Source organism: Moraxella sp. HMSC061H09 (assembly GCF_001809255.1).
In the GTDB taxonomy this organism is placed as follows: Bacteria; Pseudomonadota; Gammaproteobacteria; order Pseudomonadales; family Moraxellaceae; genus Moraxella; species Moraxella catarrhalis.
Genome location: NZ_KV796849.1, coordinates 237,271 through 259,121, shown reverse-complemented (window position 1 = coordinate 259,121; position 21,851 = coordinate 237,271). Strand labels below are relative to the sequence as shown.

Here is a 21,851-nt window from a genome sequence, read left to right as displayed (position 1 = left end):
CTTGGGTTCATAAAAACTTGGGTTCATAAAAATTAACAACGATGATAGCGATGCTTGAAGAAGACTTTACACAGGTGCTACAAGCACTACAATTTGATGATGCACCTGCTGGCGGGGCATTGGTCATTTATAAAGATGGTCAAGAGGTGGTTAATACCGCCACAGGGCTTGCATTACCAAATTTGCCATGGTCATCACAAACTTTATCGGTGAATTTTTCAATCGGCAAAGGGGTGATGGCAACTTTAATTGCCGTGCTTGTCTCTGAAGGCTTATTGGATTATGAAGCACGCATAAGCCAATACTGGCATGAATTTGCTCAAAATGGCAAAACCGACATTCGCTTAAAAGATGTTTTATCGCATACTGCAGGATTATTTAATATCAGCGTGGTTACAACTGATGCTGAGGTATTGCTGGATTGGGATGAGATGCTAAAGCGTATCGCTGCCATGCCCACCTCTACCCCAAAATCTCAGGAAGAGTATCATTATGCCAGTGCTTATAGTGCCTTAGTTTCAGGCTGGGTGCTTGGTGGATTGGTGGAGCGTGTTACTGATATGACGCTTAATCAGGCACTCAATCAGTATTTGGCCAAACCGTTGGGGGTAATCGATGAGCTGTATTTTGGAGTAGATGCTGATTTAATTGATAAAATTGCCAAGCCTGAGCGTTATTTTGGTGAAATTCCCAAGAAAAATACACCCAGACGCAAACCGATACTTAAGCCTGATAGTGAGACTTTATTACAAACCTTAACTCATCTACCTACCAGTCCGCTTTGGCGTGCATCATTGGGCGATAAACCAATAACAACCGCTCATGTCAATCGTTTGTACTTTGACACGGCTCGTATGAATTTGACCAATTATAAAAATGCTCTGATGCCAAATGCCAAAGATGGGCTAGAATATCATCGCTCTGATGTGTTGATGGCAACCATACCAGCTGCCAACGGTGTCTCTTCAGCCAATGCACTGGCACGGATTTATGCCATGCACGCCAATGATGGTATTTGGCAAGGGCGAACCGTTATTTCAAAGGATGTGGTATCACGCATGAGAGCAATACAAACCGATGGGTTTGATGCGGTGATGCCTGCAAATATGCGTTGGCGAATGGGTTTTCATCGATTGTTTAGCCTGCAAGATGTGCCTGATGGCTATGGGCACATGGGTTATAATGGGTCGGTTGCTTTTTGTGAGCCAAGCCGTCGCTTATCTTTTGCATTTATTCATAATTTTGATACCACCATGCTCAATGATGTGCGACAATTTGCGTTATCTGAGATGGCGTTACAGTATTTTTAAGAAAATCATCTTTTGGCGTGATGAATGTGCTTGCATGTGTATTGCTCGATTTGTCTGAATTGATTTTTCTGAATATTTTTATTAGGAGTGATTATGAGTACACCACTTGATTTAACAATCATGATATCAAGTGAGCAAATTGCCACAAAAGTCAAAGAATTGGGTGTACAAATTAGTACACATTATCAAGACAGCAATAAAGAGCTGGTGTTGGTTGGTTTATTGCGAGGCTCAGTCATTTTCATGGCAGATTTATGCCGTCAGATTGACAAAACTCATGAGATTGATTTTATGACCGTCTCAAGTTATATCAATAAAACAACCGTTTCTAGTGGCGATGTCAAGATTATTAAAGATTTAGACAGTGAAATCCAAGGTAAAGATGTTCTGATTGTGGAGGATATTATCGATTCGGGTCGTACTTTATCAAAGGTTGTTGAGATTTTACAAACTCGTGAGCCTAATTCTATTGAAATTTGTACGCTGGTTAGTAAGCCATCACGCCGTGAGATACCAATGACGGTTAAGTTTTGTGGCTTTGAGGTAGAAGATAAATTTATTGTTGGTTATGGGTTAGATTATGACCAAAAATACCGCCATTTACCATTCATCGGTGAAATCGGTCTTTAAGTCAATTACGATAAATGAAAAAGTCGATAAATGAAAAAGCCAAAACCATCTTCGTGTAAGATGGTTTTTTATTGATTAGCGTGTGGTAGTTGGCACAATAAAAGCATTGACGGTCTCTAGCATGCAAGGTTTAAGCGAGTGTCGCACAATTTTTTGGGCAACTTCAGTGCGTGCATTTGGATTAATGGCAGCTGTGGTAAGCTCGGTCAAGCTGACGGCTTCAGGTGCTTTATCAGCTACACAGCCGCATGCCGTTTCTGAAATCTTGGCTTTGGATTCTGAAGACAATTTCATGGTGGCAATTTTCCAGTACTGATGACCAGTCAGCTGGGTTTGGCAAGTTTGTTTGACTGCATGTTTGATTAAGCTGGTGGTTAAATTAGCAGAACTGTTTTTTGGATTGCTTTCAGGGGTACTTGCACAGCTTGCTAGGGTAAAGGCAGTCATTAGTGTGGCGGTAACATATAAAATTTTCATCATTATCTCTCATAAATAAGCTTATCTGAACAGGTTTTTGGCAAAAAATGGTATCTTAACATAAAACCAAATCCAGCAAGAATTTGGTTTTAATGATTGACCGCAGTCAGTGTTTAAATAAGTTATGCTTATTCCACCTGACTGACATCTCTGACCGCCCCTGTGTCAGCACTGGTGGTCATGGCCGCGTAAGCACGCAAGGCTTGGGACACATGGCGAATGCGATTGGCAGGCTTCCACGCATGTTTACCACGCACTTGCATCGCTTCACGGCGTTTTTGAAGTTCTGTGGGGTCAACCGCCAAGTTGATGGTGCGGTTGGGAATGTCAATATGAATGGTGTCGCCATCTTCGACCAAACCAATCGCACCTCCTTCAGCGGCCTCTGGGCTGGCATGTCCAATGGATAAGCCTGATGTGCCACCTGAAAAACGCCCATCGGTCAATAATGCACACGCTTTACCCAGCCCTTTAGACTTTAGGTAGCTGGTGGGGTAGAGCATCTCTTGCATGCCCGGCCCGCCTTTTGGACCTTCATAACGAATGATGACAATATCACCTGCAATGATTTGGTCTGCCAAAATGGCTTCAACGGCATCATCTTGGCTTTCAAACACACGCGCCTTGCCTGTGAATGTCAAAATACTGTCATCGACACCTGCGGTTTTTACCACACAACCACGCTCAGCAATGTTGCCAAATAACACCGCCAAACCGCCATCTTGTGAATAGGCATGTTTCACATCACGGATACAGCCACTTTCACGGTTTAAGTCAAGATTTGGATACTCTTTGTTTTGGCTAAAGGCTTGGGTGGTGCGTACGCCACCTGGGGCGGCAATGTATAAAGCACGAGCTTGCGTATTATCAGGATTCATTACATCCCAAGTTGCCAATGCGTCTTTTAGGGTGGGGCTATGTACGGTGGGCAGGCTGGTATCTAATAATCCTGCACGGTCAAGCTCTGCCAATATGCCCATCACACCGCCAGCACGATGCACATCTTCCATGTGGTATTTTTGGGTGGCAGGGGCAACTTTTGATAAGCAAGGCACCAAGCGAGACAGACGGTCAATGTCTGCCATCTTAAATGCCACGCCCGCTTCATTGGCTGCTGCCAGCAGATGCAAAATGGTATTGGTTGACCCGCCCATGGCGATGTCTAAGCTCATGGCGTTTTCAAAGGCGGATTTGGTGGCAATTGAGCGTGGCAAAACACTGTCATCACCCTGTTCATAATGACGCTTAGTAATCTCAACAATCATTCGCCCCGCCTTTAAAAACAGCTCTTTACGCTTGGTATGGGTTGCCAGCAGTGAGCCATTACCAGGCAATGACAACCCCAACGCTTCGGTCAAACAGTTCATGGAATTGGCGGTAAACATGCCTGAGCAAGAGCCACAAGTGGGGCAAGCCGAGTTTTCTACCGTTTGCACATCACTATCACTGACCAAATCATCTGCTGCGTCAATCATGGCATCAACAAGGTCAAGTTTGCGAATGGATTGCCCTTGGTCATTGACCACCGTTTCATGCACATTACTGCCATCAACCAAAGTGCTGGCGAGTACTTTGCCAGCTTCCATCGGTCCACCTGAGACAAAAATCGTCGGAATATTCAGACGCATCGCCGCCATCAACATACCGGGGGTGATTTTATCGCAATTACTGATACACACCAAAGCATCAGCACAATGGGCATTGACCATATATTCTACGCTGTCAGCAATCAAGTCACGGCTTGGTAGGCTATAGAGCATGCCACTATGACCCATGGCAATGCCATCGTCAACAGCGATGGTATTAAACTCTTTTGCCACCCCGCCTGCCTTTTCAATCTCACGAGCGACCAATTGCCCCATGTCTTTAAGATGCACATGCCCCGGAACAAATTGGGTAAAGGAATTGGCAATGGCGATGATGGGTTTTTGAAAATCGGCATCGGTCATGCCAGTGGCACGCCACAAAGCCCTAGCCCCTGCCATGTTGCGACCTGCGGTGGAAGTTTTTGAGCGATAAATTGGCATACATATTCCTTATTTGATGGCTTTGGGTTGCTTGATTGTCAGCGTTGACCTTTTATGCAGCCCATAATTTGGCTAATTTTTGCTATTTTAGCATTGTTTATTACAAAAAGTTGTTTGACTTTTTGTAATAAACATAACTATTAGTTATTAATAGTAGCTTATTCACTTTGCCTTGCTTTTTTGGCTGATTTATCAAATGATATTTATGAGATTATATCATAAAATTACAAAAGCCAAACATGTAAACCAAATACACACGCCCAACTTAAAAAATTGTTATAAAAACAAAATTTTATTGATTTTATTTGGTAAGGATTTGCTCAAAATTAGGTAATAAATTTGGGTAATAATATCTCACAAAATTTGCAATAAAACGGTATTCTTGTTAGGCTTATGTCCCAAAATATCAATGATTTATCATTGATACATTTTATTAAACTGAATAATCACAGTATATTAATTAAATTAATTTAATAAATTAATTAAAATTTTATAAAAATTGAGGGGCTTATGAGTGCATCACAACCACCTTCTCATCAAAAAAATCATAAAGACATACAAATTATGAATCAAGGCGTTAAGATAAGTCGGTTTGGTGTTTTTCCAAAGGTTAGCGTCCCTGTCTTTGCCGTTTCTGCTTTTTTGGTCATAGCATTTATGCTGTATGGTGCGATATTTAGTGAACAAGCAGGGCAAGTATTTGGACAAATGCAGCAATTTATCAGCCAAAATTTTGGTTTTGGGCTGGTGATTTTGATGAATCTTGCTTTGGCATTTTGTGTATATTTGGCATTAAGTCGCTATGGTGATATTCGGCTCGGGCATCAAACCGAAGTGCCAGCGTACAGTTTTGGTTCATGGATTGGCATGCTATTTTCAGCAGGTATTGGCATTGGGCTTTTATATTGGGGTACTGCTGAGCCTTTATATCACTTTGCCGCACCGCCTAGAGCCGAACCTGAGACGGTTAATGCAGCCGTTGAAGCGATGCAAATTTCATTTTTGCATTGGGGGCTACATGCGTGGGCAGTGTATGCGGTGGTTGCATTATCTTTGGCATATTTTCACTATCGCCGAGGATTGCCGCTGTCTGTGCGTTCGGTATTATTTCCATTGATTGGTAAACGCATTTATGGTGGCTGGGGTCATACGGTTGATATCTTGGCGGTATTTGGCACGATGTTTGGTGTGGTGACCTCTTTGGGTCTTGGCGTAATGCAGCTTGAGACAGGATTGGCACAACTATGGGGCGTGACACCAAGTTTAACACTAAAACTAGGATTAATCGCTGGGATTACGGTATGTGCGGCACTGTCGGTGATGGCGGGGCTTGATAAGGGCGTAAAACGCTTAAGTGATATTACCATCTTAGCTACCTTGGCGATGCTTGCTTTTATGATTTTGGCAGGTCCAACACGGTTTATTTTTGACAGCTTTATTGAAAATATTGGCAACTATGCAGGCAATCTGATTACGCTTGGGCTTTGGAATGAAGCTTATGTTGATACAGATTGGCAATCATCTTGGACCATCTTTTATTGGGCATGGTGGGTAAGTTGGTCGCCATTTGTGGGGATTTTTATTGCGCGCATTTCTCGAGGTCGTACCATTCGTGAGTTTTTATTTGGGGTGCTGTTTGTGCCGATGCTACTTTTATTTTTATGGTTTACAACTTTTGGCGGCGTAGCGGTTCATATGGAGATGCTTGGGTCGTATGGTTTTGTTGAAGCGGTTCAAGCTGATTACGGCAGTGCTATTTTTAGATTCATTGAACATTACCCATTCACCAAAGGCTTGATGGTTGTGATTATGATTATGATTGTGTTATGGTTTGTCACATCAGCAGACAGTGCAAGCTTGGTGGTGGATATGTTGACGGCTGGCGGTGAAACAGATCCACCAAAAATTCAAAGGTTATTTTGGGTAACCTCTGAAGGTATTATTGCAGCGGTTTTATTGGCAGCTGGTGGACTTGGTGCATTGCAGGCGGCGGCGATTGTGGCAGGATTGCCGTTTGCGATTGTGGTTTTTGTGATGATGTATTGTCTGTGGCGTGGTTTGGGTCGTGATCGCTTGACGCTGTACCGCAATAGCCAGTGGTACATCACCGAAGAATCCGCTGAGCATAATTCTCAAAATGAAATGATCGATGAGTATCTTTTAAAAGGGCCGTTACCCTTGCCTAAATCAGACCAATCAACTCAATCATAATCACTATAACAGTCATTGATAAAGGCGGCTTGATAAAGACATCAAGCCGCCTTTTTTATGTTGATGAATGATGATATGATAAACACAATTTTAAAGATGAATAAAACTTTAGTAAATAAAGTCTAATGGCAAATCTATGAATACACAAGAACAAAAGTCGTTTATTTTTATGACGGTAGCGGTCGTCTTGATGCTACTGAGTTTTTATTATTTAATACATGTTTGGCTGATTGTTTTTGCTTCAATTTTAATGGCGGTTTGGCTGTTAAGTTTGGTTGAATATCTAACTTTGATACCTTGGGTTGGTCAATATCTCAAAAAACTACCACATGGTATTTTATTAACAATGGTTTTGATGGGGCTTGTGGGGGTTTTGTCCACCTTGGCGGCACTGTTTGGGCATGAGTTGGCACTTCAACTAGAAAACTTAAAATTATTGGTGCCACAAGCATTTGAATATATGAACCAATATTTAACCCAGTATTTACAAACCCATCCTGCTGTTTATGAATGGCTGGCAGGCTTGGAATGGGCAAGAGAGCTAAGAGATAATCCGCAGCAATTTTTGACACGGTTTAGTGATGGTGCGATGGCGTATCTACCAACTTATTTGGGCGGTATGGTCAGCGGTATGGGAACTTTGGTCGTAATTACAATTATTGGACTATTTTTGGCAATTTCTCCATCTGTTTATCGCCGAAGCTTTGTGGCGATGGTACCAAAAGACAGCCGAGATAAGGCAGAATATTTGTTAGACCGTAGCTATCGTTCTATGCAGCAGTGGTTATTAGGGCAGCTGGTTGTGATGGCGTTTGTTGGCATTGCCACAGGGATAGCACTTTGGTTGATGGGCATTCCTTTTGCCTTAGCCTTGGGATTTATTGCCTTTTTACTGGACTTTGTGCCTGTTTTGGGCCCTTGGTTATCAGCCATACCGATTTTATTATTAACTTTAATTGTCTCACCAAAAATGTTGTTATGGGTGGCATTGATGATTGTTGTGGTGCAGCAGCTTGAAAGCTATGTCATCTCACCGATTGTCCAAAATCGTATGGTAGATTTGCCACCAGTGGCATTGCTGTTATCTCAGGTTATTATGGGTTCAATCACAGGCATTTTGGGCATTGCTTTGGCAACACCATTGATGGTTATGGTAATTGTTTGGGTTCAGGTGTTGTACATTAAATTTACTTTAGGCGATTATGCAGTGCGTATTTTGGATCAAAATGAAAGCCAAATGCAGGCTGACCCCTTTGGTGATTGGGAAGCTTATCAAAAAAAGCAATCTATTGAAGAAAACCCATCGCTTAAGCGTCGCTTACAGTTAATGCGTCAAAAAAGACAAGCCAAAGCCGCTCAAATCAAAGATAATCTCTCAGAATAATCAATGAATAATTAGGCATATCTATGCTGGTTATTAAAAATTCATTGTCAGCTAGGGCTTATAAAAATAGCTTATCGTTGGGCTGCGGTGATGGTTTCGATGATTGCATCATTTAAATAACCAATGGCATCAAGATTGGTATGCTTTAGGGTATTGATTGCATGGGTTGTGGCTAATGAATGGCTATTTGGTAGGCGTATATAACCGCCTTGTGCATGCATTGTCAGTATGTTATCTTCCAAATCAATGCTCACCAAATCGTAATTTGTATGTTTAAATAAGACATTCACATTACCTGTCATCTGCCAGCGGGCCGCTTCTTGATGGATGAGTGTTTGTTTATCACCATAGGCAACTTGGGCGGGTTTGGCAGTATTGGTAAAGTGAGTATGAATTGCCAACGATAATGCATCACATGCAATCACTGCCGTACCTTTTAGTTTGATATGCCAAGCTTTGGCGATGCTTGCATGTGGCAGCCCAAGCAATTTTTCTGCTTCATCGGCGGTCATCGGTGTATTCATGTGCTTTAAAAGCTGGGGGGTGAGAGGTATGCGTGCTTTTAACTCATCAGCCAATTGGTCATAATGTGCTAAAAACATTTGCGGTAAATCAAAATCAATGGTTAACTGAGCCAGTTTAACATTATGGATACGAAAGGTAAAACCTGTATCATTAAAAATATTTTGTAGTAAAATTAAAGTTTTATCGGTCTTGTTCATCTTAGTGCATCATCTTAAAACCCATACTATAGCATAAATTTACGACAAAATCCGAGCAAATACCAGCCAAGCTGTGCTAAAATAAGGTGACCATATCACTAACTCAGGAGGATATTATGACAACGCATTATGACGATAGTAATATTTTTGCTAAGATTTTAAGGGGCGAGTTGCCTTGCCATCGGGTCTATGAAGATGATCAGACTTTGGCATTCATGGATATCATGCCAGTGGCTGTTGGGCATGTGTTGGTCGTTCCAAAGTATCCAGCAGTTGAGTTGTCGGATTTGCCATTACAATATGTTCAAGCGGTCATTGCCACCGCTCAAAAAGTCATGAAAGCGCAAAGGCAAGTTCTACAAACACAAGGCATCACTCAAGTGCAGATAAATCACCCTGAAGCAGGTCAGTCAGTGCTGCATTATCATATGCATCTTGTGCCAGCACACTTTAGTGACATTGCCAAACATGAAGCCAAACATGAATCGGTATCTGCCAATCCAGATGAGTTGGCACAATTAGCTGCACAATTATCCGAGGCAATTAATTAAAAAATAAAAAGCCAAATCCTTGGGATTTGGCTTTTTTGATGAAAGTTAATTAACCAACAAACGCGCGTTCAACGACATAATCGGCAGGCTCACCCATACGGGGCGACACCGTCAGACCAAGCTCATCTAAGATGGCAGCAGTATCGGCATTCATCGCCATACTGCCACAAATCATCACACGGTCATCGTCTTTATTCATCACTGGTAAACCAATGTCATCAAACAGTTTGCCTGATTTTATCAAATCAGTGACACGACCAGTATGATGAAATTCATCACGAGTGACGGTAGGGTAGTAGATGAATTTTTCACGAATCCATTCGCCAAAAATCTCATCATTTGGTAGCTGATTTTCAAAAAAATCACGATAAGCCAAATCATTGACATGACGCACGCCATGTACCAAAATCACCTTTTCAAAACGCTCATATACCTCAGGGTCACGGCACAATGATAAAAATGGTGCAAGTCCTGTGCCTGTGGCAAGCATATACAAATGTTTACCAGGTAATAAGTCATCAAGCACCAAAGTACCAGTCGGTTTTTTACTGATTAATAATTCATCACCAACTTGAATGTGTTGCAGGCGAGAAGTCAGCGGACCATCGGGCACTTTAATTGAAAAAAATTCAAGCTCCTCTGCCCAGTTTGGGCTGGCAATCGAGTAAGCACGCGCCAAGGGTTTGCCATCAACCATGATACCAATCATGGCAAATTCACCATTACGAAAACGCAAGCTATCGCCACGGGTGGTCTTGATGGTAAATAAACTGTCATTCCAATGATGTACATAAGTGACGGTTTCTGTGATAAACTTTGACATAAAATTTCTCTGATTGTGATGATGTTTTGGTATCGGCAGATGATTACAGCAGCCGATGGGATAATTATTTTTTGTATGATAATGAATTTTACCCAGTTGTTTTAGGGTAATTTTGGAATAAGCAGCCTTTATTTTAGCATAAACCAGTTTTACATAAACGAAAAAATTTTAGCACAAATAAGAAAAATTCTCTATGACTATGATAACTTTTCCCATTATTGGTTACCATCATTCACCCCTAACGCAAAAATTTGGCATACCAAGACAGCCCAATCTTGTTCAAGTATCCAGTCATATTGAATTTGTGCCACCTTATGATAATGTGGCTGCTTTTGAGGGCATTGAAAATTATAGCCACTTGTGGATTATTTGGCAGTTTCATCATAATCGACCCCAAGCTAACTTTCGTCCACAAGTGAGGCCACCAAGATTTGGCGGTAATGCTAAAATGGGCGTCTTTGCAACCCGCAGCATGTATCGACCTTCACCTTTGGGGTTGTCGGTAGTCCGTCTAGAGCGTCTTGAGGTGATTAATCATAAAGTTAGGCTGTATATCATTGGCGCAGATATGGCGGATGGTACGCCAATTTTTGATATCAAGCCTTATTTGGCTTTTTCTGATAGTATCACCGATGCCATCAGTCAGCAGATAGACACGCCATCCATGCGTAAAACTGCCATAGATACCAAGGCTAAACAGGTGTTTGATGGGCTTATTAGGCAAGGTGTGTTAGAGGATGCTGATGTTCAGATTATCCAAGGTCTTATCGCTCAAGACCCAAGACCTGCTTACCGTCAAGATGAGGTGGGCACCATTTTTGCTTTGCGTTATGATGGCGTGGATGTGGATTTTTTGATGAATGAGACAGGCGTGCTTATGATTGTTGGGGTTCGCTTGATTGGGTCTTAAAATGCATTCATCACCCTAAATAATTGCACAATTCAAAAAAACCGCTAAAACCCAATCAGATTTAGCGGTTATTTGTTGAATTTGGTAATACCAAAGATAATGATGGTGCCCGAGGCCGGACTCGAACCGGCACACTCGTAAGAGCGAGGGATTTTAAATCCCTTGTGTCTACCAATTTCACCACTCGGGCAAAGCATTTTGCAAAAGTATGCTTTAGGTCTTTGCTGAATTACTTTGGAGGCTGGAGTCGGAATCGAACCGGCGTACACGGAGTTGCAGTCCGCTGCATGACCACTCTGCCATCCAGCCATTCAAGTGATGCTATCTTACCAAAAATTTTTAAAATTACAAGCAAAATTTTTAAAAATTTTCAAAAATGTGCCAAGTCTATGTCATTGCTCATAAAAAAGTATCAATTGCAAGACACAAATTTGACAACTTACCCAAAATATCTCAAAAAAATCTCACTGTTTTGGCGTTAAAATCAGCTATAATAAGAAATTTGGTTATTTTATATTTGTCCTTAAATGTTAGGAAAATCCTAGCCAAGATAGGGTGGTTTTTAAGGGTTTGCTTGATTTTGTGTCTAAGAGAATTTTGCGGTTATGGCAGTTATGGTTATCAATACCAAGTTAGCAGATCCATAAAATTATTCATTCAGTTTTAAAGTTTAAAGTGGGTTATCATGAAATTAAATCTAACAGCAGTGCTGGTCATTGGGCTGATGACCAGTATGGGCGTGCTGACGGCGTGCAGTCAACAGGACGATACCAGCGTGCAGCAACAAATGCCAAATCCGACGGTAGATGTTCAAACCATTATGCTCGAAACTGTGCCAGTGATTCAAAGTTTTGCAGGGCGTGTTGCCGCCATTGAGACTTCAGAGGTTCGCCCGCAGGTGACGGGCATTATTGATGAAGTACTGTTCTATGAAGGTAGTATGGTGCAGGCAGGACAGCCTTTATATCGGATTAATGTCGATAGCTATACCAGCCAAGTGCAAGCAGGTGAAGCAGCGGTTCAAAACGCTGAGGCGGCTGTCGGTAATGCCGAGGCCACACGAGCATCAGCTCAAGCAAATTTAGCCGCTCAAGAAGCCAATTTGGCTCAGGCACGGGCAGATGTCATGCGACTTGAGGGCTTATTGGAGGTTGAGGCGATCTCTCGTCAAGCTTTTGACCAAGCAGTAACCGCCATGCGAACCGCTGAAGCGAATGTTTTGGCTGCCAGAGCGGCAGTTGCGCAGGCAGATGCTAATATTCACAGTGCAACAGCATCCGTGCAAAGTGCACGCGCCAATCTAAACGCAAGCCAACTGGATGCAGGTCGTACCATTGTCAAGGCACCCATCAGTGGTGTAACGAGCATCTCAGCGGTGACAGCAGGTGCACTGGTATCCGCCAATCAGCCAACACCATTGGTGACAATTAATCGGTTGGATGAAGTGTATGTGGACATCAGCCAGTCTTCAACCCAAATGCTAAGATTGCGTGAACAGATTGAGTCTGGTCAAGTAGGTCAAGGCGGTGCAGATGTTCAACTGGTGCTTGAAGATGGTCAAACTTATCCAATCTTAGGACAATTATTGCTTGCCAATGCACAAGTGGATACAGCCACGGGCAACATGACCTTACGCGCTGTGTTCCCAAATCCTGATGGTAAGCTTATACCGGGTATGTTTGTTAATGCTCGCTTAATTCAAAGTGTGGTGCATGAAGCAGCTTTATTGCCACAATCAGCGATCATGCGTACACCAAAAGGCGAAACCCAAGTTTATATCGTTAACGCAGATAACAAAATCGAGATTCGCACGGTAACGACAGCAGGTACTTATCATGGTAATTGGATTGTAACAGGTGGTATTAATTCTGGTGATCGTGTTGTGATTATTGGCGGCAGTAAAGTTAAGCCAGACCAAGAGGTTAATGTGCGAGAACTGCCAGCTGCCAGCAGTGAAGCAAATGCTGATATCAGCACGCCACCGCCTTCTAAACCAAGTACTGTTAACTCAAACATTCCAATGGCAAGACCACAAAGTGATACGACGGTTGCCAACTTATCCGCCGAAGAACAAGCTGCGATGAACGCTGCTGACGAAACCAAGTAAATAAAGGTATAGCATGTCTCGTTTTTTTATACATAGACCGATTTTTGCTTGGGTGATTGCAATTCTCATCATGCTGGTCGGTATTTTGGCAATTAATAATTTGCCGATTGAACAATACCCAAAAATTGCACCGCCTCAAGTAAAGGTGCGTGCCGTCTACCCAGGTGCTGATGCTGAGACGGTTGAAAACTCGGTCACGCAGATCATCGAGCAGCAGATGAAAGGGATTGATGGACTGATGTACATGTCATCAAATTCATCAGCGGCAGGGTCTGCCTCTGTGACTTTAACATTTGAAAATGGCACTGATCCAGATACTGCCCAAGTACAAGTACAAAATAAATTACAATCTGCCATGAGTTCATTGCCTGAAACAGTACAACGCACGGGTTTGAATGTTGAAAAATCTGCCAGCGATTTTTTGATGGTGACAGCTTTTGTGTCTGAAGATGGCAGTATGGATCAGTCAGATATTGCCGACTATGTTGCAACCAGTATTGTTGATCCTATCAGCCGTGTGGAGGGCGTCGGTGGTACTAATGTGTTTGGTTCATCTTATGCCATGCGTATTTGGCTTGATCCTGCCAAATTGCGTGCCTACAACTTGATACCGTCAGATGTCTCATCTGCCATCAGATCCCAAAATGTTCAGGTTTCAGCAGGACAATTAGGCACTTTGCCAACCAATACTGACCGTGTGGTGATTAATGCGACCGTCAGCGTACAAAGCTATCTGCAAACACCAGAGCAGTTTGAAGATATCTTATTAAAAACAGATACTGCAGGCGCTCAAGTACGCATCAAAGATGTTGCTCGTGTCGAGCTTGGTAGTGAAAATTACCAATTTAGAGCTCAGTATAACGGTCAAGCAGCATCAGGCCTTGCCATTATGCTTGCACCAGGTGCTAATGCACTTGAGGTGCGTGAAGCGGTGGGCGTGCGATTAGATGAGCTGTCGCAAAATTTCCCAACAGGCCTAAAAATGGTCGTGCCTTATGACACAACACCATTTGTTCAACTGTCAATTACACAAGTTGTATATACGCTGTTAGAAGCAGTTGTACTGGTTTTTTTGGTGATGTTCTTATTTTTACAAAACTGGCGAGCGACAATCATTCCAACTTTGGCAGTGCCAGTGGTCATTTTAGGGACTTTTGCGGTATTATCGGTGTTTGGGTATAGTATTAATATCTTAACCATGTTTGCGATGGTACTTGCCATTGGTCTTTTGGTGGATGATGCGATCATTGTTGTTGAAAATGTTGAGCGGATTTTGGAAGAAAATCCATCTATCCAAGTGATGGATGCCACCATTCAATCGATGCGTGAGATTAGTAAGGTTGTTATTGGTATTGCACTGATTTTATCGGTGGTTTTTGTACCGATGATTTTCTTTGGTGGATCCTCAGGCGTGATTTATCGTCAGTTTGCGGTTACTTTGATGACCAGTATGGCACTGTCTGCATTTATTGCACTTGTGTTTACACCAGCTTTGTGTGTGACCATTTTAAAGCGTCAAGCACATAAAGATATCAACATTCAAACAGGATTTTTTGGTTGGTTTAACCGCTTTTTTTATCAAACCAGTCGTCGTTATGAAAACTTTATTGGTAAAACTTATGCCTCAAAATTGGCGTATTTAGCAGTATATACTGGCATTGTGGCGGTTATGGCATTGATCTTTATGCGACTGCCAAGCTCATTTGTACCTGAAGAAGATCAAGGTGCGGTCATGACTTTGGTGCAACTGCCAGCAGGTTCAACACTTGATAAGACCAATGCGGTGATGGATAAACTGGCAAATTATTATCATGATAAAGAAACGGATAACATCGAATCGGTGTTTACGATTTCTGGATTTGGCTTCATGGGCAGCGGCCAAAATTCTGGTATGGCATTTATCAAACTCAAAGACTGGGATGAGCGAGCAGGCAGTGAAAATACCGCTCAAAGTATTGCACGCCGAGCAATGGTGATGAATATGATGATCCCAGAGGCAAGTCTGATTTTTCCAATCGCACCGCCGCCAATCCAAGGCTTTGGTAATACCAGCGGCTTTGATTTACAATTAAAAGATGTTGGCGGTGTAGGTCATGAAGCCCTGCTGGATGCACGCAATCAGCTGATGGGTATGGCGATGCAAAATCCAGCGATTGCCTCGATTCGCCCAGGTGGTCAAGAGGATGCACCCAAACTAAAAGTTGACATCAATCAGGCACAAGCAGCCGCTTATGGCGTACCTTTGACAGCGATCAATGATACCATTGCACAAGCGTGGGGAGGCAGCTATGTGAATGATTTCATTGATCGTGGACGCATCAAAAAAGTCTACATCCAAGGTGAGCCAGACAGCCGTGTGGTGCCTGAGGACATCAATCGCTGGTATGTGCGTAATCAATCTGGTGAGATGGTGAGCTTTGGTGCTTTTTCTGGCAGTCAATGGGAATATGGCAGCCCAAGTTTGGCGCGTTATAATGGTGTGTCTTCGATGGTGTTGACTGGCAGTGCTGCCCTAGGTGTGAGTACAGGCGATGCCATGGAGGCGATGGCACAAATGGCATCACAGCTGCCTGCTGGCATTGATTTTGAGTGGACAGGTCTGTCGCTTGAGCAACAAAAATCAGGGGGTCAAGCACCAATACTATATGCCTTATCAATTTTGGTGGTTTTCTTGTGTTTGGCAGCACTGTACGAAAGTTGGTCTGTGCCTTTTGCGGTCATTTTGGTCATTCCTTTGGGGGTAATTGGCTCTTTATTACTCACAAAAATCCATGGGCTTGCTAATGATGTATACCTACAAGTTGCCCTATTGACTGTGATAGGTTTATCGGCAAAAAATGCCATTTTAATCATTGAATTTGCCAAAGAAATCCAAGAATCTGGTCAAACGCTCAAAGCGTCAATCATGATGGCGGCGCGTATGCGTCTGCGTCCAATCATCATGACCTCGCTTGCTTTTGGTGTGGGTGTTGTGCCACTATATATTGCCACAGGTGCAGGTTCAGGCAGTCAAAACGCTGTTGGTACGGGGGTTTTGGGTGGGGTGTTGACATCGACATTCTTGGGGATATTTTTTATCCCAATGTTTTATGTTTGGGTGCGTACGCTATTTCCCTATAAGCCAAAAGCTCAGCCTGTAACCCATGCTAAATCTCATGAACATGTTTAAGGATTGATTATGAAAATCTCTACAACTGCACGTATCTTGACGCTCTCAGCGCTGGCGATTGGCATGGCAGCTTGTAGTAGCATTCCAAAGAAAATTGACACATCGGCACCGATTTTGGCGGTGCCTAATGTGCCTATGAAGGATGGCTATCAAGTCTATGATGCTGACACCATCAGTGTGGCGCAGGCACCAAGCGTGGCATCACTACGCTGGCAGGAATTTTATACAAATCCTAAACTTGCAGCTTTGATTGAGCTTGCTTTACAAAATAACAAAGACTTGCAATCTGCGGTCTTAGCCGTGCAATCAGCCCGTGCTCAATATCAAATTACCGAAGCTGGCAGCGTGCCACAAGTCGGCTCAAATACCAGTGTGACACGCCAAGCGAATAACCGTATCGATGCCCATGCTTCAACCAATTATCATGTTGGGCTTGCGATGAGTGGTTATGAGCTGGATTTATGGGGCAAAGTTGCCAGTCAAAAACAGCAAGCACTACATCAATATTTGGCAACCAACGCCGCCAAAGACGCCGTTCAGATTTCAATCATCTCAAGCGTCGCCCAAGGTTATGTTAACTTAGCTCACGCTTTGGCTCAAAGGCAGTTGGCTGAGCAGACGCTAAAAACCCGTGAACATGCGATGATGATTACCCAAAAGCGTTTTGAAGCGGGGATTGATTCTAAGTCGCCAAGTCTACAAGCAGCAAGTTCACTTGAGTCAGCACGATTGGCAGTATATGCAGCAGATACCAGTATCTTAAAAGCCAAAAATGCGTTACAGCTGCTGATTGGTCGTCCTGTACCAAACGAGCTACTACCAGCGATAGATGCCAGTATGCATATGGGTCATATTACCACACAGACATTGTTTAGTGCAGGTTTGCCCAGCGAGCTTTTATATTATCGCCCAGATATTATGCAGGCTGAGCATCGCCTAAAAGCAGCAGGTGCAAATATCAATGTGGCACGCGCTGCTTATTTTCCGTCGATTCGTTTATCATCTAATGTGGGATTTAGTAGTAACAGTTTGAATAACTTATTTGAATCAAGTGCTTTGGGCTGGTCTTTTGGGCCTGCGATTAGCTTGCCTATCTTTGATGCAGGCAGTCGCCGTGCCAATCATGAGATGGCGCAAGTTGCTCAGCAGTCGGCATTGGTGGATTATGAAAAAGCCATTCAAAATGCCTTTAAAGAAGTGTCGGATGTTTTAGCTGAGCGTGCAACTTTAGGCTTGCGTCTTGATGCCCAGATTCGCCTTCAGGATAATTACCGTCAAACTTATGATATCGCTTATGCAAGATTTCGTTCTGGATTGGATAATTATCTGACGGTACTGGACGCCGAGCGGTCTTTATTTATTAATCAGCAAAATATACTACAGCTTGAGCTTGCCAAGTTAGTCAGCCAAATCCAGCTATACCAAGCATTGGGCGGCGGTGCAAGCTTAACTGCTGAGCAAATCACAGAATTTAATCGTCAGCGTGAAGCCATGCGTCCAGCCATGCTGATGGATGACGAAAAATCCCAATAGGCTGATAATCACCCAACAACCCAATATACCAACCAAGATATTGGGTTGTTGGGCATCAATTACCACCGTTTAGATTGTGCAGATTGAATGTGGGTTGTTACTGCATTTGTGAGCGTATCAAGTGATTTATCAGAAAGCTTGGTAAGTTTGATGTCGACCATCGGTGCACTTAACTCCCAATCTCCACGATAACAAGATAATTGCCAAGCCGCCAATGATTGGCAGTCTGGTTCGATTTGGTCAAAGCTGATACTAAATGCCTTAGGCGTTTCTTTATCACCAAAGTATAGCATGCCTTTTTTGGCTTTTTGTAGCGGTTGATTGTGATAACTACTCAGCACAAAAACCAAATGATGTGCCTCTTTGAGCAATTTATCCAATTTGATTTGAATTTGTTCTTGCTGAATTAGACTATCGTCAAAGCTTTTAGCACCTACCAAGGCATCGCCATGATGGCGAATAGATTCATTGGCATTACGCAAATTACCATACCAAATCGTCTCCAAGATATTAAATGCCTTATCATAAACAAAGCAAGATAAATCAATATCCATCGCCACAGGCGCCTCATCTACTAAGGGCAGTTTGGCAAGTAAGGCAGATAGCCCTTGTTTTTCAAGGCTGGTAAAGTGGTAGCTCACCCCCACGGTCACAGTATGACCAAGTTGATGCTCACGAATCTTGATTGGGTCAAAATATTCTTTTAAGATATGAGTATTGGTTGACATAAGGTAATTTTATCCATTTAAGTGAAAAGTTCATCATACCTTATCCACATCAGAGTTTTAAGTGTTGGCATGCAGATTGGTTGATAAAAGGGGCAATTTTAACAAAAAACCTAAACAGACCGTACAAATACAAGCAAAAACACCAATAGCAATCAGGCTGTGATGGGCAGGTTGATTGTTGGGTCAATTAATCAAAAATCTTCCCAGGGTTGATGATGCCATTGGGGTCAAATACCGCTTTGATGGCTTTCATATAATCAATCTCAGTCTGGGTGCGTGTGTAGGTTAGATATGGCTTTTTGGTCATGCCAACGCCATGTTCAGCCGAGATAGAACCTTGATATTTTTGCACGGTATCAAACACATAAGTATTGACCGTTTGGCATTTTTCAAAAAATTCATCTTTGGTCAAATTGGCAGGTTTTAGAATATTTAAATGTAAATTGCCATCGCCAATATGGCCAAACCAACAGATTTCAAAGTCGGGATAATTGGCTGTGACGATGTGTTCAATATCGCTGATAAAGTCTGCCAAATGGCTGATTAATACTGAAATATCGTTTTTATAAGGGGTGAATGCCGAGATGGTCTCAGAGATGCTTTCACGCAATTTCCAAAGTTCTTGAAGTTGCCCAATACTTTGGCTCATCACACCATCAACAATTAGCCCCTCTTCGGCACATTGCTCAAACACGCCCATCGCCAAATCCAGCACATCATCATTGATGGCCTCAAATTCTAGTAGTACATAAAAGGGTGCTTGGCTCTCAAAGGGTGCTTTGGTATGACCTGCGGCGATGACTTTATCAACAGCCAGTTGGTCAAAAAATTCAAATGCTGTTAAAGTCAATGCTTGACCAAATTGAGCCAGTAAAGTCACCACACTGTTAAACTCTGTCACGCCAAGCACCATGGCGGTTAGATTGATTGGCTGTTTTTCAAGTTTGATTAACGCCTTGGTAATAAAACCAAGTGTTCCTTCTGCACCGATGAATAAATGGCGAAAATCATAGCCTGTGGCATTTTTTAGCATACCGCCATTTAAAGTTAAAATATCCCCTTTGCCTGTAACAACGGTGAGACCTAAGATTTGATCTCGTGTCATACCATAACGGATAACCTTAATACCACCAGCATTGGTGCTGATATTGCCACCAATTTGGCTAGAACCTGATGAAGCAAAATCGACGGCATAATACAAACCTTGATTTTTGGCAAATTCTTGTAATGATTGAGTGATGACACCAGCGTCAACCTCAACCATACGGTCTGCTTCATAAAACTGACCAATTTGGTTCATTTTATCAAAACTTATCACCACCTCGCCTTTTGTCGCCACCGCTGCAGCGGATAGACCAGTGCGACCACCACTTGGCACTAAGGGGGTTTGATGCTCATTGGCCAATTTGACAATCACAGACACTTCTTCAGTTGTTTTTGGAAAAATGACTGCTTGGCAATGAGTATCAAAATGCACTGTCCAATCACGCCCCCAATGCTGGGTAGATTCGGTATCAGTTTTGATGCTTAAAGTGGGCAGAGTATTTGATAATGCTTGTAAAAATGCGTGATGTGGATTCATGCTCTTCTCAAAATTTTGGGTAAAAAACTAATCTAAACTACCATCAGTGTATAAAAGGTAAATCATACAAAATATAACTGTATCATAGCAGATTATCAAGTGATTTTAAAACATTCTTAAAAAACGGTTCTATAAACCACCTTAGAAAATAATCTTAATAAAATAATAAAATTAAATTAAATTAAATATAATTTTGGTGATGATACAACCCTAAAAGTAGAAAAATTTGCTATAATACAAATAATTTTGACCATAAAAAAAGAGCATTCATTATGACCTCCCCAATCGCCCAAAAATCTGAACTGCTTTGTCCTGCTGGCACATTTAAGAACATGCAATATGCTTTTGCTTATGGGGCAGATGCGGTGTATGCAGGGCAAGCCCGTTACTCTTTGCGGGTGCGTAACAACGACTTTGATGAAGAAAATTTGGCAAAAGGCATTGCCTACGCCCATTCGCTTGGCAAAAAGTTTTATGTGGTGGTGAACATTCAAGCACACAACGCCAAATTAAAAACCTTTATTGAAGACATTCGCCCTGTCATTGAAATGAAACCTGACGCGCTTATCATGTCCGATGCTGGCATGATTATGATGGTGCGAGAAGCTTTCCCCAATCAAGTCATTCACCTGTCAGTACAAGCCAATGCCGTGAACTGGGCAACGGTGAAGTTTTGGCAGCAGATGGGCATTAGCCGTGTGATTTTAAGCCGTGAATTATCACTCAAAGAAATTGAGCAAATCATCAAAGAAGTGCCTGACATGGAGGTTGAAGTTTTTGTGCATGGGGCGCTGTGCATGGCGTATTCTGGGCGGTGCTTGCTCTCTGGCTATATCAACAAACGAGACGCCAACCAAGGCACTTGCACCAATGCCTGTCGCTGGAATTACAACACTTATAAAGCGGTGGAGAATGAAACAGGCGATATCGTCCCTGCCAACCCAGAAGTGTTCGTCCCCAGTCAAGGCGAGATTAGCAATGTCAACCTAAATGGCGATGTCGTCATGGACGATGATTATGTAGAAAAACCGTCCGATGAGGTTGTACTCATTGAAGAACAAGGTCGCAAGGGTGAGCTGATGGCGATGTATGAAGACGAACATGGCACTTATATCATGAATTCAAAAGACTTGCGTGCGGTGGAGCTGGTGCCTGATTTGGTCAATATGGGCGTGCATTCTTTAAAAATTGAGGGGCGTACCAAATCGCATTATTATGTCGCTCGCACCGCTCAGGTCTATCGCCGTGCCATTGATGATGCTTTGGCAGGCAAGCCATTTGATACAGGACTCATCACTGCGCTTGATGGGCTTGCCAATCGTGGTTATACCGAAGGATTTTTACGCCGTCATGTGCATTCTGATTACCAAAATTATGAATACGGCTCATCTAAGACCGACAATCAGCAGTTTGTCGCTGAAGTGGCGGACATCAGCGATGAGCGTTTGACTTTGACTGTCAAAAACAAGCTGATGGTGGGCGATACCATTGAAATCATGACTCCGCAGGGGAATGTTAGCTACACGCTAACTGAGATGTGGGATAAAAAAGGCGAGGCGATTGATGGTGCGTTAGGCTCTGGTTGGGTGTGTCAAATTGCCAATCCCTTTAAGGATATGGATAAAGACGTGCTAAAATTTGCCCTAGTGATGAAAAGCGTGAGTGAGGCGATTTATAGCTAAGCGGT

General features: G+C 42.7%; 16 protein-coding genes and 2 tRNA genes. 10 read left to right on the top strand and 8 right to left on the bottom strand.

Going from position 1 to position 21,851, the window contains the following annotated elements:
• Nucleotides 1-50: 50 nt before the first annotated feature.
• Together HMPREF2573_RS05350 and hpt are read left to right on the top strand one after the other, a co-directional pair.
• Nucleotides 51-1,310, top strand: a complete 1,260-nt coding sequence (locus HMPREF2573_RS05350; RefSeq protein ID WP_003659102.1) for an EstA family serine hydrolase — start codon at nucleotides 51-53, stop codon at nucleotides 1,308-1,310.
• Between the two features lie 93 nt (nucleotides 1,311-1,403).
• Nucleotides 1,404-1,940, top strand: a complete 537-nt coding sequence (hpt, locus tag HMPREF2573_RS05345) for a hypoxanthine phosphoribosyltransferase (protein WP_003659103.1) — start codon at nucleotides 1,404-1,406, stop codon at nucleotides 1,938-1,940.
• 75 nt (nucleotides 1,941-2,015) lie between these two features.
• Here hpt and HMPREF2573_RS05340 read toward each other — a convergent pair whose 3' ends face one another.
• Both HMPREF2573_RS05340 and ilvD read right to left on the bottom strand, forming a co-directional pair.
• Nucleotides 2,016-2,420, bottom strand: coding sequence for a hypothetical protein (locus tag HMPREF2573_RS05340; RefSeq protein ID WP_003673641.1), 405 nt, complete (start codon nucleotides 2,418-2,420; stop codon nucleotides 2,016-2,018).
• Between the two features lie 125 nt (nucleotides 2,421-2,545).
• Entirely contained in the window at nucleotides 2,546-4,444 is a 1,899-nt protein-coding gene (gene ilvD / locus HMPREF2573_RS05335; RefSeq protein ID WP_003660784.1) for a dihydroxy-acid dehydratase, read from the bottom strand.
• 510 nt (nucleotides 4,445-4,954) lie between these two features.
• On the opposite strand from ilvD, the gene HMPREF2573_RS05330 reads away from it, so the two are divergent.
• Both HMPREF2573_RS05330 and HMPREF2573_RS05325 read left to right on the top strand, forming a co-directional pair.
• On the top strand, nucleotides 4,955-6,655 hold the full coding sequence (locus HMPREF2573_RS05330; protein ID WP_003659108.1) for a BCCT family transporter: 1,701 nt from the start codon (nucleotides 4,955-4,957) through the stop codon (nucleotides 6,653-6,655).
• Between the two features lie 136 nt (nucleotides 6,656-6,791).
• Complete coding sequence (locus HMPREF2573_RS05325) at nucleotides 6,792-8,039, top strand: AI-2E family transporter (RefSeq protein ID WP_003659110.1); 1,248 nt, start codon at nucleotides 6,792-6,794, stop codon at nucleotides 8,037-8,039.
• Nucleotides 8,040-8,110: 71 nt separating this feature from the next.
• Here the strand turns inward: HMPREF2573_RS05325 and HMPREF2573_RS05320 are convergent, their stop codons facing one another.
• A complete protein-coding gene (locus HMPREF2573_RS05320; RefSeq protein ID WP_003660780.1) occupies nucleotides 8,111-8,761 on the bottom strand; it encodes a hypothetical protein in 651 nt (216 codons plus the stop codon).
• Nucleotides 8,762-8,877: 116 nt separating this feature from the next.
• On the opposite strand from HMPREF2573_RS05320, the gene HMPREF2573_RS05315 reads away from it, so the two are divergent.
• A complete protein-coding gene (locus HMPREF2573_RS05315) occupies nucleotides 8,878-9,312 on the top strand; it encodes an HIT family protein (protein ID WP_070472811.1) in 435 nt (144 codons plus the stop codon).
• A 49-nt stretch (nucleotides 9,313-9,361) separates the two neighbouring features.
• Here the strand turns inward: HMPREF2573_RS05315 and HMPREF2573_RS05310 are convergent, their stop codons facing one another.
• Nucleotides 9,362-10,135, bottom strand: coding sequence for a ferredoxin--NADP reductase (locus tag HMPREF2573_RS05310; protein WP_003659117.1), 774 nt, complete (start codon nucleotides 10,133-10,135; stop codon nucleotides 9,362-9,364).
• Nucleotides 10,136-10,328: 193 nt separating this feature from the next.
• On the opposite strand from HMPREF2573_RS05310, the gene tsaA reads away from it, so the two are divergent.
• Nucleotides 10,329-11,045, top strand: coding sequence for a tRNA (N6-threonylcarbamoyladenosine(37)-N6)-methyltransferase TrmO (gene tsaA / locus HMPREF2573_RS05305; protein ID WP_003659120.1), 717 nt, complete (start codon nucleotides 10,329-10,331; stop codon nucleotides 11,043-11,045).
• A gap of 103 nt (nucleotides 11,046-11,148) precedes the next feature.
• On the opposite strand, the gene HMPREF2573_RS05300 is transcribed toward tsaA, so the two are convergent.
• Nucleotides 11,149-11,235 (bottom strand) — tRNA-Leu (locus tag HMPREF2573_RS05300).
• Between the two features lie 45 nt (nucleotides 11,236-11,280).
• A tRNA-Cys gene (locus HMPREF2573_RS05295) sits at nucleotides 11,281-11,354 on the bottom strand.
• Between the two features lie 376 nt (nucleotides 11,355-11,730).
• Here HMPREF2573_RS05295 and HMPREF2573_RS05290 point away from each other — a divergent pair.
• From HMPREF2573_RS05290 to HMPREF2573_RS05280, 3 genes are read left to right on the top strand one after another with little or no spacing between them, the layout of a single operon-like run.
• Nucleotides 11,731-13,152, top strand: coding sequence for an efflux RND transporter periplasmic adaptor subunit (locus HMPREF2573_RS05290; protein ID WP_003659126.1), 1,422 nt, complete (start codon nucleotides 11,731-11,733; stop codon nucleotides 13,150-13,152).
• Between the two features lie 13 nt (nucleotides 13,153-13,165).
• On the top strand, nucleotides 13,166-16,321 hold the full coding sequence (locus tag HMPREF2573_RS05285; protein WP_070472808.1) for an efflux RND transporter permease subunit: 3,156 nt from the start codon (nucleotides 13,166-13,168) through the stop codon (nucleotides 16,319-16,321).
• 9 nt (nucleotides 16,322-16,330) lie between these two features.
• Entirely contained in the window at nucleotides 16,331-17,854 is a 1,524-nt protein-coding gene (locus tag HMPREF2573_RS05280; protein ID WP_070472805.1) for an efflux transporter outer membrane subunit, read from the top strand.
• A 59-nt stretch (nucleotides 17,855-17,913) separates the two neighbouring features.
• Here HMPREF2573_RS05280 and HMPREF2573_RS05275 read toward each other — a convergent pair whose 3' ends face one another.
• Both HMPREF2573_RS05275 and HMPREF2573_RS05270 read right to left on the bottom strand, forming a co-directional pair.
• Nucleotides 17,914-18,582: a TerD family protein gene (locus HMPREF2573_RS05275; RefSeq protein WP_003659132.1), complete on the bottom strand. Its 669-nt coding sequence runs from the start codon at nucleotides 18,580-18,582 to the stop codon at nucleotides 17,914-17,916.
• A 187-nt stretch (nucleotides 18,583-18,769) separates the two neighbouring features.
• Entirely contained in the window at nucleotides 18,770-20,164 is a 1,395-nt protein-coding gene (locus tag HMPREF2573_RS05270) for an FAD-binding oxidoreductase (protein ID WP_003660769.1), read from the bottom strand.
• Nucleotides 20,165-20,436: 272 nt separating this feature from the next.
• Between HMPREF2573_RS05270 and yegQ the strand changes: the two genes are divergently transcribed.
• Nucleotides 20,437-21,846 (top strand): prephenate-dependent tRNA uridine(34) hydroxylase TrhP, encoded by a 1,410-nt coding sequence (yegQ, locus tag HMPREF2573_RS05265; protein WP_003667742.1) that lies wholly within the window; start codon nucleotides 20,437-20,439, stop codon nucleotides 21,844-21,846.
• Nucleotides 21,847-21,851: the final 5 nt, after the last annotated feature.